Genomic DNA, 13,523 nt, shown 5'->3' with positions numbered 1-13,523 from the left:
ACACCCCTAATTAAAACCAAAAACAGGGTGTGCAGGAAAAGCCCGCACACCCATCACTAAGTCTAACTATACCACTAATGATTAGTGAATATCTTTCCAATACTCACGGTTTAGTAGATAAGCACAGATAAACAGCACAACCAAGAACAACATCACGATAATACCGATGCGCACACGTTCTTGTTGCATAGGCTCAGCAGTGTACACAAGGAAGTTCACAAGATCGTAAACTGTCTCTTCGTATTCTGCTGGTGACTGGCTACCTTCTTCAGCAAGGTAAAGCACATCACAACGCTCTTCTGTAATGTCCTGACCTGTCAATACATCAATATCAACAGCAACCTGAGCACAACCTTTCTTCTGCAGACCTTGAAGCTCCATCAATACGTGTGGCATACCAACGTTCGGGAAAACTTCGTTATTCACACCCAATGGACGTGTAGAGTCTTCATAGAAAGTACGAAGATAAGTGTACAACCAATCTTCTCCACGAACACGAGCAACCAACGTCAAATCCGGTGGCGCAGCACCAAACCAACGCTTAGCAGCATCAACAGTCATAGCATTCGTCATTAGCTGACCAATTTTTGAATCATTAAAAATCAGATTCTCAACCATCAACTCATGCGGAATTTCAAGATCATCAGCAACACGCTCATAACGAGAGTATTGCATCTCGTGACAGCCCATACAGTAGTTCACGAATGTCTGAGCACCACGCTGAAGTGAAGCCTTATTTGAAACGTTAGGCTTCATATCATCTAAATGGTAACCACTTCCAGATGCAACCGCAGTTAACGGAGCAACAATGCTTAACAAAAATACAGAGATTAGTTTTTTCATTAGCCTGTCACCCTCTCTGGAACTGGTTTAGTTTTCTCTGCCTTTGTGTACCAAGGCATCAAAATGAAGAAAGCAAAATACACAACTGTCATCACAGGCGCCAACCATGGTGGCTGAGCGTATGCTGGAAGCGCACCACACACACCTAGTACCACGAAAGATACTACGAACAGTGCAATTGCAATCTTACTCAACATACCCTTGTAACGAATTGAACGCACAGGACTACGATCTAGCCAAGGAAGAACGAATAGGATAGCGATCGCTGCACCCATAGCAATTACACCCAACAGCTTATCCGGTACTGCACGAAGTACTGCATAGAAAGGCGTGAAATACCATACTGGAGCAATGTGCTCAGGTGTTTTCAGAGGGTTTGCTTCTTCAAAGTTTGCATGCTCAAGGAAGTAACCACCCATCTCAGGCATGAAGAAAATGATTCCACAGAATACAAATAGGAAAACAACAATACCTACCAAGTCATGCACTGTGTAGAACGGATGGAAAGGAATACCATCTTTAGGCACACCGTTTTCATCTAGGTTTTTCTTGATATCAACGCCATCTGGGTTATTAGAACCAACTTCATGAAGAGCAAGAAGGTGCATAACAACCAATGCAACGATTACCAAAGGAAGAGCAATTACGTGAAGCGCGAAGAAACGGTTCAAAGTAATTTCAGAAATCAGGTAGTCACCACGAATCCAGGTAGTTAAATCTTCACCAACGTAAGGAATCGCACCAAACAATGAAATAATTACCTGAGCACCCCAGTATGACATCTGCCCCCAAGGTAGTACGTATCCCATAAATGCTTCCGCACACAGCGCAAGATAGATACACATACCGAAGATCCAGATCAGCTCACGAGGCTTCTGATAAGAACCATAGATAATGCCACGGAACATATGCAGATAAACAACGATAAAGAATGCAGATGCACCCGTTGAATGCATATAACGCAATAACCAACCCCACTCAACATCACGCATGATGTATTCAACAGAAGCAAACGCTCCCGCTTGGGATGGTACAAAACTCATGGTCAACCAAATACCGGTAAGCAACTGGTTTACCAAAACAAGCATGGATAACACACCAAACACATACCATACGTTGAAATTCTTCGGCGCATAGTATTTGCTCATGTGTTTTTCATAGGCTTCCGTTACCGGCAGACGATCATCTACCCAAGCCATCAAACCTTTTTTGTCACTCATTATGCGCTCTCCTGATCAACACCGACAATTATCACGTTGTCACTCAGATATGAGTGTGGCGGCACTTCCAAGTTAATTGGAGCAGGTACGCCTTTCAGTACACGACCAGACAGGTCAAAACGAGAGCCGTGACATGGGCAGAAGAAACCACCCAACCAATCTTCACCCAAATCAGCAGGAGAGATTTCAGGACGATACTTCGGTGAACACCCTAGGTGAGTACAAATACCAACCAAAACAAGAATTTCTGGTTTGATAGAACGATTAATACCAGTTACATAAGCTGGCTGTTGTGGCTCCTCAGAATTAGGATCACGAACAGAGTCGTTCAATTTCTCAATGTTTTTCAAGGTTTCTTCGGTGCGGCGAACAATCCAAACTGGCTTACCACGCCATTCAACAATCATCTGCTGACCTGGCTCCAGTTTACTAATATCCGCTTTCACAGGTGCGCCAGCAGCTTTTGCTTTTGCACTCGGGTTCCAAGAAGCCACAAACGGGGTTGCAACGCCTACTGCACCAACTGCACCAACTGCAGATGTTGCACCTATAAGGAGGCGTCGGCGCCCTTTATTTACGCCGTCTTGATTCATGCTAGGTTATCTCCCATCAGCCAACCGTATTCTGAATCCACATACCAAATAATCCACCGAAAACAGCAAACTACTCAACACGCAATGGTTATCTCATTTTAGTCGCGGAATACTATAGAAAATAACCCTACAATACAAGCGACTAAAGACGAATAGGACTTGATATAAAACAATTAAAGAGGAATTAACAGGCAAAAAAAAGGCACTTCCAAAGAAGTGCCTTTTTCCACCAAGAAACGAATTAACGCTTCGAGAACTGTGGACGCTTACGTGCTTTACGTAGACCAACTTTCTTACGCTCAACAATACGAGCATCACGAGTAACATAACCCGCTGCACGTAGTGATGGACGAAGCGTTTCGTCATATGCCATAAGAGCACGAGTAATACCGTGACGGATAGCACCAGCTTGGCCAGAACCACCACCGCCTTTAACGGTAACAATCACGTCAAACTTCTCTAGGCTTTCAGTCAACTCAAGAGGCTGACGAACAACCATACGAGCTGTTTCACGACCGAAATACTCATCTAGAGAGCGGCTATTTACAGTAATAGAACCACTACCTGGTCTTAGGAAGACACGTGCAGTAGAGCTTTTGCGACGACCTGTGCCGTAGTATTGTGTTACAGACATAGTAGACTTCCGTTAAATATCCAGTTCTTGAGGCTGCTGTGCAGCATGTGGGTGTTCAGCACCAGCGTATACTTTCAACTTAGAAAACATCGCACGACCAAGCGGGTTTTTAGGAAGCATACCCTTAACCGCTTTCTCGATTACCATTTCTGGCTTGCGTTCGATCATTTCGTTGAAGTTAGCAGAACGCATACCACCTGGATAACCAGTATGACGGTAGTACATTTTATCTGCAGCCTTGTTACCTGTTACAGCAACTTTCTCAGCGTTTACGATAACAATATAGTCACCGGTATCAACGTGAGGTGTATATTCAGGCTTATGTTTACCACGAAGACGACTTGCTACTTCAGTGGCCAAACGACCCAAGGTTTTGCCTTGAGCATCTACGACATACCAGTCGCGTTTAACTGTTTCTGGTTTTGCGCTAAAAGTTTTCATTCTTACCAGCCTAGATTGGGCAGTTTCTAAAAAGCAGGGCATTCTACATAAATAGGCATGCATCTGCAAACTTTAAAGCGGACTCTTTCAGTGTGGGAAACTGAGCCGGCGAGTATACAACAAAAAACAATTAATGTAAGCCCCAAAGGTTGTAACCCTTCTCAGCTTTCTATATAAAGGTACGAATCCAAACTCTAATAATAAAAGACCCAAAGGTTAAGAGATGAGAAAAACAACAACACGCCCTTCACACATCTCCCTTTTTGCAAAACTAAGCCTATTCCTTAGCTTTGTTGTTTCAAATGCCTCCTTTGCCATCGCCGATGAGCAGGCTTTGATAACATCAACAGAAATGCAACTTGCCGCTTATCAGGTTTCTACACGCTTTCACCAATTAACCCTGCATGAAGGCGATTCATTGATTCAAGAAAAATTAGAGCAAGACATTTCTCATTTAAACGGCTTACGCAAAGAACTGTCAGAAAGCAATGCACCAGAAAGTGCCGAAGCAATCAAAGAGTCACTAGCCATTTCAAAAGACTACATCGTTTTTGCAGGCAAGAATGAAATCGCTTCCGAAGGTTTTACATCCCAGTACGCCATTACAGATCTTCATGAAGCACGTTTCAATCTTCTTAAAACCCTGAATAAGATCATTGATAAAGAAATAGAAGTTTCTGGCAATTCAAAGAAATACGATCTATTAAAAGCAGCCACTTTATTACAACAAATGACCTCTGATTATGTTCGTCGTTCTGTTGCCACTGGCGGTGCTGGTTTATATGTTGAAGGCGAGGAGAAAATGGATACACCAGACGTGCTTGCTGGAAAATTCTCCGAACAATTAGCAAGTATCAGTCAGATGCACAAAGGCAACCCAGAAATTTCAAACCTCATTCGAAGCATTGATCGCAAATGGCGGTTCATTGAGCCATCCTTCAAGAACTACAACACCAATACTGTTCCATTCCTGGTAACCAAGTACTGCGACACCATTGTTGAAAAACTGTCTGAAGCAGCCGATCAAATATAAGAAAACACCTGCCACGCACGGCGTGTCAGGTTCTTTCAGTCAAAAAATAGCTCACAACTATTCCGATACAGCTGCTCGCAAAGCATCGCTAAATCTATCTTCTTTAGCTCTGATAGATACCGAGCAATTGCTGGAAGCTCGCTTGGCGAGTTCACCTGCCCCTTTGCCCACTGGGGTGACATATCCGGCGCATCTGTTTCCAAAACTATCGCGTCTAATGGTAATCGAACCACCATATCTCGCACTTTTCGAGCATTCTCCCAAGTCACCACTCCGCCAATACCGATTTTAAAGCCGCGATCAATAAAGCGCATTGCCGTCTCATAACTGCCTGAAAACCCGTGTACAACACCACCCTTCACTGGGTATCTCGTTAAAGCATCAAGAATACGTTGATCGCTTTTTCGGTTGTGAAGAATAACAGGCAAGCCCAACTTTAAGGCCAGAGCTAATTGAGCCTCGAATACCCGACACTGAAGTTCGTAGTCCGCATCACAGAATCGATCGAGACCAATTTCGCCCACTGCAACTAACGAAGGGTCACATTCAGCGGAAATTAAATTGCGTTCAAGTTCAGGCAAGTCCGAAAGGGAATCGTCATCCACAAAAAAAGGGTGTATGCCAAACGCCACATACACCCCTTCATTTTGTTTCTGGATAGATCGAATCTTGGGTATCGAGGATACTCGGGTTCCCGGAATCACAAACCTATCAATCCCGGAGCTCCGACACGCCACCAAAAGCGATTCCAAAGAGGAATCAAACACCTCAAAGTCCAAATGGCAATGCGTATCGAAATACCTCATGGTTACCTCGACTCGATTAATGCTCCCGAGTAGACCTAAAGCTGATATCAGGCCAACGCTCTTCCATCATCGCCAAGTTCACACGAGTAGACGCCAGATAAGTCAAATGCCCACCGCCATCAACCGACAAGTTATCGCCGGCTTTACGCTTAAACTCTTCAAGCTTGCGATCATCATCGCAATCAATCCAACGCGCAGTGAACACATTCACCGGCTCGTAAATACACTCGACCTTATACTCGTCCTTCAAACGCTGCGCTACCACATCAAACTGAAGCACACCAACCGCACCAACAATCAGATCGTTGTTTTTGGTTGGCATAAACAGCTGAGTCGCCCCTTCTTCACACAACTGCTGAAGACCTTTTTGAAGTTGTTTCATCTTCAACGGATCTGCCAAACGAACACGACGGAACAGCTCTGGAGCAAAGTGCGGAATACCAGAAAACTTCAGATCTTCACCTTCAGTAAAAGTATCACCAATCTGAATAGTGCCATGATTATGCAAACCAATGATGTCACCCGATACAGCTTCTTCCACATTGGAGCGATCTCCGGCCAAGAAAGTAACCGCATCCGCAATTTTTACATCCTTCCCGATACGCACATGTTTCATCTTCATGCCTCGGGTATAACGCCCAGAGCAGATTCGCATGAAGGCAATACGGTCGCGATGCTTTGGATCCATATTTGCCTGAATTTTAAAGATAAATCCAGACAGCCCCTCTTCATGAGGATCAACCTCACGTGTCTCGGTGTTTCGCGACAAAGGTTTCGGGGCCCACTCAACAAAGTCATTCAACATTTCTCGAACGCCAAAGTTCGACAGTGCGGTACCAAAGAATACCGGCGTCATCAATCCTTGTTGATACGCGTCCAAATCAAACTCATGACTGGCACCACGCACTAACTCGATTTCTTCAACGAAATCATCGTATAGATCGCCCAACAAAGTTTTCGCTTCGTCCGATTCCAAACCTTCTACACGAACATCATCCGGAATGGTTAACCCTTTTCCAGGCTCAAACACATGAATGGTATCCGTGTATAAATTATAGATACCTTTGAATGCTTTCCCCATGCCGATCGGCCAGGTAATCGGAGCACACTGAATCTTCAGGATGTCTTCGATCTCGTCCATGACTTCAATCTGATCACGAACTTCACGATCCATCTTATTTACGAAGGTAAAGATCGGCGTGTCTCTCAGACGACACACTTCCATCAATTTAATGGTTCGGTCCTCAACCCCTTTCGCACCATCAATGACCATCAAGGCAGAGTCAACGGCAGTAAGAACTCGATAGGTATCTTCAGAGAAGTCTTCGTGCCCCGGTGTATCCAGTAGGTTTACGGTACGACCGTTGTATGGAAACTGCATCACGGAAGTTGTAATGGAAATACCACGCTGCTGCTCCATTGCCATCCAGTCAGAGGTTGCCATACGGGTGCCTTTCTTACCTTTTACAGTTCCCGCAACCTGAATGGCGTTTCCGAATAACAACAGCTTTTCGGTAATGGTGGTTTTACCCGCATCCGGGTGAGAAATAATCGCAAATGTTCTGCGAGAATCCACTTCAGCAGCAAATTTAGACATCTAAACTATCCACAACAATTTAAAATTCGGGCAATTATATAGCATCTTGCCATGTCTTGGGATAACTGAACGAAAGAATAGAATGACGAAGAACACACCACTTAGACCAAGTGGTGTGCATATACAAAACGGACGTTAGTTAACAACCAATGGCGAAGCGTTTTCATCCTCACCGTTTATCTGGTTACCATCAATGGTATTGTCGGAAGATTCAGGAATCCATTGACTCAGACACATCGCATCTTCCAAGCAAGGGTCGGTCAACGCTGTCATGAAGCTGACCAAATCCATTACCGTCTGATCCGATAGTTCTGTTTCAATAAGTGAGGACAATCCAGCGGTCATATCGGTCTCTAGCTTATCAAGCGCCAACCGCGTATTCGACTCTGCAACATCGCCACTGATATCTTCGCAACTGGCCCCTTCCAACTGAGACAAATTACTGCACTGACCGCCAGCGGCAAAGTAATCATCAATAGCATCTGAAGGATTTAAATGATGTCGAATTACATCCTCAAGCGTCTCATACGCCCCTGAATGCCCATAAGGCCCGGTATGCTCGATATTCAATAAGGTAGGCGTGCGGAACGCGTATTGATCAGAAACCAAAGAGGTTTCTCGCATACGGCCAAAATCATCACGACCACTCACACCATTGCCCTTGCCTTCTCCTATCTGAGGCATCGCTAAATTATGGAAGGCTTCATCAGTAAAGAAGTCACCAGAATGACATGAAGAACAACCTGCTCCACCATCAGCAATTGAGGTAAAGAAAACCAATGCACCACGCTTCTGAGAATCAGATAAAGCCGACTTATTACCTTCTACATAAGACTTCCATGGCGTATCAACAAAGACCTGAGATATCTCGTAGGCAGCGATTGCTTCCGTAACACGATCAAACGTAATGATATCAGCGGAAGGCACCGTGGCGGCATATACCTCTTCAAACGCCGACACCCAGTTGTTTAAGCCATCCTCATCTGCTCCATCAACATCAATCTCACCAGCACTGGGCGCCTCATCTCTTAAACGCGCCTGTAACCGAGCACGTAATTGAGCATTCGTACCACCCAACTCATAATCAGAGCGCATTTCCGCAGCAGACGTCACAGGAAAACGAGCCTGAGCAGCCGTTAAACTAGGGCCTGCTTCTGGATCGGAACTGCCAAAAGCACTATCGGGCGTACGAATCCCAATGCCATCAGCGCCATTCTTTCCTGCTGTTTTACCCAAACTTTCGACACGACCGTCATGAAACAAAACTTCATCCCATAACGCGATATTAAAGGTCGTAGGAGCATTACGAGGAACGGTAGGCTCAACATCACCACCGCCATGTGTACGCCCTGGCCCCAAAAGGTCATGCACATCTGCGCCAACACCTATCGGCAAAGACAAATCATCGCCACCGCCTAACGCAGGATGGTGACAACTGACACATGCTGCATCCTGATCACCACCAAGTGATTTGGAATAAAACAACTTCATCCCTAACTGTGCAATCGGCTCATTAATAGAAACCAGATCGCGCCCTGCAGAAGGATCGCCCGTTAAGGCATTAGATTGAATAACGGATGATAACCGATCATCCAACGACGAAACACTACGACTATCGTCACTGTTACTGCACGCAGTTAACAATGAGACAACAACCAGTCCATGAACTTTATAAGCGAGTTTCATATAGCTTTCTCCTAAGCTAATTTCAAATCCGAAGCGATTATTGTTCTTATAGATTACAGCTCGAACTTAGACAGCATGCCCATAAAAAAAGCCGACGTAAACTACGTCGGCTTAAGGAACCTAAGCGAGGATGGAAACTAAGGTTCTATGTGACAGACACTTGAGTGCTTCACACTCTAGCGCCAATGCTCAGGGACAATTATAGGTTGGTTACATTTTGAAACATTAATAAAATACGACACCTTAATATCTATTGACGCCTAGAAGCACTATTTGTAACGCGTTTTTGAATTTCTCTCGTATCGCAACTCATCGTAGGTTTTCACCCAATCAGGTAAAAAGATAACAAAGCTCACCAATAACATGCCATTAAGAACACCTTCAGGAATACAAATAACAGGGGAGTACTCCAGGTAAGTAAGTACTATCTCTCTGACCGGTGAGCCAACCAAAAACAGACTCAGCCATAATAAACCGGCCGGAATAATTAATGTCGCCACAGCTCCGAAGAACCCACAAAGGAAGATATAGGCAAAGGGATTTTCTAACCAATACACCACCAGTCGGTAACACAATAGCGAAACAAGTATAGGTAGGCATCCCCAATAAAAGGTATTCAACACCCAGAAATCCCATTCATTCACACCGACAGCAACAAGCAATAACGTATTAACGATGACAATCAAGGTTGAAAAAGCCCAACCCAATACCAGCGTCATGAGATTAATCCCTAAAATATGAATTGCAGCACTGTCGTCAAACCACCCTCTCAACTGCCATAAAGAAAAGGAAATAACCCAAGCCCCAAGCACCAGATGCTGCCTATGGCGATAGACAAATAATGCCGCCCAATCGATGCTTCTCAATGCGATAACGAGCTGTAATAAAATTAAGCCAAGTAGGAGTAGATTAAGAAGAAATGGAAAATCAGAAACAGAGAGGTACATAGAGAGAAACTCTTATACTGACAAACAATTAAACCTGCTCATCCACAGACAGGTCAGGCACATCCAGTTGGTACATCAACGCGTCCTCTCGACCATCTGCCGCAGGATAATAATTTTTCCGCACGCCAATCATCGAAAAACCAAACTTTTCATACATCAGCTTAGCAGCGAGATTACTCTCTCGTACCTCCAACAAAATCGAGTAACACTTTTGAGTTCGGGCACGCTTAATCACTTCATGCAGAAGATGTGCACCTAAACCTCTGCGATTGAAGTCTCGATGAACACAGATATTTAAAAGATGCGCTTCGCCCACAATATCCGAAATAATGGCATAAGCGACGATCCGATCATCACAGAGCAACACCAAGAAGGTATAAGAATCTTTAAAACAATCCCTGAAGATGGCTTCAGACCAAGGGAAATCATAGCCACTGGCTTCGACCACCAGAACGTCTGATATGTCTTCTACAGAAGCATCACGAACAAGAATGGAGCCATTTAGGCCTTTATCGGAAGAAGTTGTTTCCATAACGCACGCTTAGCATCAGCAGAGGTTAATAATTCTGGCAATTCAGGCGATGAGACCACCTGAACAGATTGATCGTCAGAAGATAGCGTTTTTAATAACCCGGAAAGTTCTTGAGAAAGACGTTGTCCAAATAACAGATACGTATTAACACCAAATCCTACTGCCTGTTTATTAAACAAGGCTTTCATACTGTCTTCAAAAAACTCACGAGTGCTGAATTGTGGCGACTGTTTTACCAAAGGCCAGGAAACTCTGTGATTAAATTCTGGAGTGGTAGGCACCCCTAGGTATCCAATCACCGCCTCTAAAAACCTAAGTTCTACTGACGAGAGAGGCTCATTATCACGCACAGACACCACTACCGAGACGCCCAAAGCATATCTAAAAAATAGGAAACCAAAAGGAGGGACAACCTCAGTTGCAGTAGCAGGTTTACTATTCGACGGAGAGGGCTCAACTTTTGACGACTTATCGGAAGGCAAAGGCGCAGTGCCGGTTTCCTCTTCATCACCGATCAAAGACTTAATTTGAGAAAGAGAACTACTCGATGATTGTGATTGAACCGTATCTAACGATGCTGCCTGCTGTAGAACAGCAGATGGTTCAGAGGCGGGAGTCTGTTCGATCGCATCGACAGGCCAATCAAGCTCAGGAGCATTAGGCAACGTAAAGCGGGGATACCATAAAGATACCCCCATAGCACTTAAATAGGCTTCCTGAACCTGCTGATCCATAAGCGATTAAACGCCTTCAGCCGTTTGAGGATGCTCTCTTACGACCTTGGCACCAAGCAGATTCAAAGCATGTAAATACGCTTTTGCAGATGCAATGACAATGTCGGTATCAGCACCAAGACCATTCACAATTTTACCACTGTGATCCAAACGAACCGTTACCTCACCTTGAGAGTCCGTACCAGAAGTAATGGCATTAACAGAATATAACTGCAATTCAGAACCAGAGGCAACAATAGATTCGATGGCTTTAAAGCTTGCATCAACAGGACCACTGCCCTGAGCCACGCCTTTAGCCTCTTTACCATCAATAGAAATAACAACTTCAGCTTCAGGGATTTCACCCGTGCACGAAGTAACTTTAAGGCTTACTAACTCATACTTATCTTCAAAGTGCTTGGCGGCATTATCACTCACCAAAAGATGAAGATCTTCATCGTAGATCTCATGCTTCTTATCCGCTAGATCCTTGAAATTAGCGAAGGCATGGTTCAATTCAGTTTCTGTTTCAAAGGTATGACCAAGCTCTTCAAGACGAGTCTTAAACGCATTACGACCAGAATGCTTACCGAGCACCATACGGTTAGTGTTCCAGCCCACATCCTGAGCGGACATAATTTCATAGGTTTCACGGTGCTTCAAAACACCATCCTGGTGAATACCAGACTCATGAGCGAAGGCATTCGCACCAACAATCGCCTTGTTAGGCTGTACCGCAAAACCAGTGACAGAAGAAACTAACTTCGACGTAGGAACAATAAACTGAGGATCAACCGCCGTCTCGATATTAAACAGATCTTTACGAGTGCGGATCGCCATTACGATTTCTTCAAGAGACGCATTACCAGCACGCTCACCCAAGCCATTGATCGTACACTCGACTTGGCGCGCACCGTTCTGTACAGCAGACAAGGAGTTAGCAACAGCCAAGCCCAAATCATTATGACAATGCACAGAAAAAATGGCTTTATCGGAATTCGGAATACGCTCGATCAGAGTTTTAATGGTCTGACCAAACTGTTCTGGAATGGCATAGCCCACAGTGTCTGGGATATTAATTGTCGACGCACCAGCATCAATCGCCGCTTCAATAATTCGACATAAGAAGTCAATTTCAGAACGACCTGCGTCTTCACACGAAAACTCAACATCGGCAACATGATTACGAGCACGCTTCACGGCATGTACAGCTTGCTCAACCACCTGATCCGGTTGCATACGAAGTTTATGCTCCATATGAATAGGCGACGTCGCAATAAACGTATGAATACGACCTGAATTAGCGCCTTTTAACGCCTCAGCTGCTCTATCGATATCTTTATCAAGGGCTCTGGACAAGCTACAAATCGTACTGTCCTTCACTGAATCAGCAATAGCTTTCACCGACTCAAAGTCGCCAGGGCTAGCAATCGCAAACCCCGCCTCGATCACATCAACCTTCATTTTCTCCAGTGATTTCGCGATACTCAGCTTTTCTGACTTCGTCATTGAAGCGCCCGGACTTTGCTCTCCATCACGCAAAGTGGTATCGAAAATAATTACTCGATCATTACTCATCACAAACTCACTGTTGTTATATTGGTTGACGATAGAAAACTTCTGATAGTCATCTCGACTAAAGTGTAACAAGCGATTATAAAGCAGTAAGACTGCTTTGTGGAACAAAATCCCGATGACGCCAACTAAAGAACTAATATCTCTTAAATCGGTACAGAGTCATGCTTCGGTTAGCCTTTCTATTAACCATGATTAGTTCAGCAGGCCCAATCTTTGCCCAAAACAATCAAGAAATTCCAGACAACCATACTCAGCAGCAAAATAAAGTATTCATTTTCACTCAAACATACTGCCCTGCTTGCATACACGCGAAACAATATATGTCTGAACACAAAATAGAATATGTAGAGCTAGATATCGAAACAAGCCCTGAAGCTTTATCAGCTTTTGAACGAATCAAAGGAAGAGGAGTACCTTTGCTCATAATAAATAAGCAGATGAGCTATGGCTTTGATCCTAAGTTTATTAATGCGCAGTTATACCAATAACATGAATGCTGTTCAGGTTCTCAACCTGCTACCTTACGCACTCGTCGATTTAATTAACCCATACTTAATTTCTAGCGACCTCCTCCCTTTTCTTTTAAAGCTCACACATCAAAGACAGATTGCCTAAGCTACTGATCCTGATTTTTGATTTTAAGGTCGCGTCTTGTTAGGAATACCCTGTTTACCTTTGGCCCAATGAGTTTGCCTTATAGGTTTTGGAACTTATCGGGGATTAGGGATTAGAGGCTGGGCTTTTCAGCATCCAGTCAGCAAGGAACTGTTTCTTAGCGCATTTTTTCCGCGCAATAAAAAAGCCCCGATGCGTTAGCATCAGGGCTTTTAGTATAAGGCGCTTGACGATGACCTACTCTCACATGGGGAGACCCCACACTACCATCGGCGCGGACCGGTT

General features: G+C 44.4%; 14 protein-coding genes. 2 read left to right on the top strand and 12 right to left on the bottom strand.

All coding sequences use genetic code 11. The features are described 5' to 3' along the window. Positions 1-81: 81 nt before the first annotated feature. The 5 genes from QQL66_RS18785 to rplM form a co-directional block, all read right to left on the bottom strand. Complete coding sequence (locus QQL66_RS18785) at positions 82-843, bottom strand: cytochrome c1 (RefSeq protein WP_284383573.1); 762 nt, start codon at positions 841-843, stop codon at positions 82-84. Then, positions 843-2,063, bottom strand: a complete 1,221-nt coding sequence (locus QQL66_RS18780) for a cytochrome b (protein ID WP_284383571.1) — start codon at positions 2,061-2,063, stop codon at positions 843-845. Before QQL66_RS18780 ends, QQL66_RS18785 begins: the two co-directional genes overlap by 1 nt. Further along, positions 2,063-2,656: a ubiquinol-cytochrome c reductase iron-sulfur subunit gene (petA, locus tag QQL66_RS18775; RefSeq protein WP_284383569.1), complete on the bottom strand. Its 594-nt coding sequence runs from the start codon at positions 2,654-2,656 to the stop codon at positions 2,063-2,065. Before petA ends, QQL66_RS18780 begins: the two co-directional genes overlap by 1 nt. A 241-nt stretch (positions 2,657-2,897) precedes the next feature. Then, positions 2,898-3,290: a 30S ribosomal protein S9 gene (gene rpsI / locus QQL66_RS18770; RefSeq protein WP_284383567.1), complete on the bottom strand. Its 393-nt coding sequence runs from the start codon at positions 3,288-3,290 to the stop codon at positions 2,898-2,900. A gap of 12 nt (positions 3,291-3,302) precedes the next feature. Beyond that, positions 3,303-3,731, bottom strand: a complete 429-nt coding sequence (gene rplM, locus QQL66_RS18765) for a 50S ribosomal protein L13 (protein ID WP_284383565.1) — start codon at positions 3,729-3,731, stop codon at positions 3,303-3,305. 223 nt (positions 3,732-3,954) lie between these two features. Between rplM and QQL66_RS18760 the strand changes: the two genes are divergently transcribed. After that, positions 3,955-4,764 (top strand): hypothetical protein, encoded by an 810-nt coding sequence (locus QQL66_RS18760; protein WP_284383564.1) that lies wholly within the window; start codon positions 3,955-3,957, stop codon positions 4,762-4,764. Between the two features lie 35 nt (positions 4,765-4,799). Here QQL66_RS18760 and QQL66_RS18755 read toward each other — a convergent pair whose 3' ends face one another. The 7 genes from QQL66_RS18755 to QQL66_RS18725 form a co-directional block, all read right to left on the bottom strand. Further along, positions 4,800-5,570: a TatD family hydrolase gene (locus tag QQL66_RS18755; protein ID WP_284383563.1), complete on the bottom strand. Its 771-nt coding sequence runs from the start codon at positions 5,568-5,570 to the stop codon at positions 4,800-4,802. 16 nt (positions 5,571-5,586) lie between these two features. Next, a complete protein-coding gene (locus tag QQL66_RS18750; RefSeq protein ID WP_284383562.1) occupies positions 5,587-7,167 on the bottom strand; it encodes a peptide chain release factor 3 in 1,581 nt (526 codons plus the stop codon). Positions 7,168-7,302: 135 nt separating this feature from the next. Then, a complete protein-coding gene (locus QQL66_RS18745) occupies positions 7,303-8,853 on the bottom strand; it encodes a cytochrome-c peroxidase (protein ID WP_284383561.1) in 1,551 nt (516 codons plus the stop codon). A gap of 269 nt (positions 8,854-9,122) precedes the next feature. Further along, complete coding sequence (locus tag QQL66_RS18740; protein WP_284383560.1) at positions 9,123-9,800, bottom strand: energy-coupling factor ABC transporter permease; 678 nt, start codon at positions 9,798-9,800, stop codon at positions 9,123-9,125. A gap of 28 nt (positions 9,801-9,828) precedes the next feature. Next, positions 9,829-10,332, bottom strand: a complete 504-nt coding sequence (gene rimI, locus QQL66_RS18735) for a ribosomal protein S18-alanine N-acetyltransferase (RefSeq protein WP_284383558.1) — start codon at positions 10,330-10,332, stop codon at positions 9,829-9,831. After that, a complete protein-coding gene (locus QQL66_RS18730; protein ID WP_284383555.1) occupies positions 10,302-11,066 on the bottom strand; it encodes a hypothetical protein in 765 nt (254 codons plus the stop codon). Before QQL66_RS18730 ends, rimI begins: the two co-directional genes overlap by 31 nt. A gap of 6 nt (positions 11,067-11,072) precedes the next feature. Continuing rightward, positions 11,073-12,623, bottom strand: a complete 1,551-nt coding sequence (locus QQL66_RS18725; RefSeq protein WP_284383552.1) for a 2-isopropylmalate synthase — start codon at positions 12,621-12,623, stop codon at positions 11,073-11,075. 161 nt (positions 12,624-12,784) lie between these two features. Here QQL66_RS18725 and QQL66_RS18720 point away from each other — a divergent pair, with 161 nt between their 5' ends. Continuing rightward, a complete protein-coding gene (locus tag QQL66_RS18720; RefSeq protein WP_284383550.1) occupies positions 12,785-13,111 on the top strand; it encodes a glutaredoxin family protein in 327 nt (108 codons plus the stop codon). Positions 13,112-13,523: the final 412 nt, after the last annotated feature.

The organism is Litoribrevibacter albus, from assembly GCF_030159995.1.
Taxonomy (GTDB): domain Bacteria; phylum Pseudomonadota; class Gammaproteobacteria; order Pseudomonadales; family Litoribrevibacteraceae; genus Litoribrevibacter; species Litoribrevibacter albus.
Note: the sequence above shows the minus strand (reverse complement) of the source record. Positions and strands in the feature narration are given on the sequence as shown.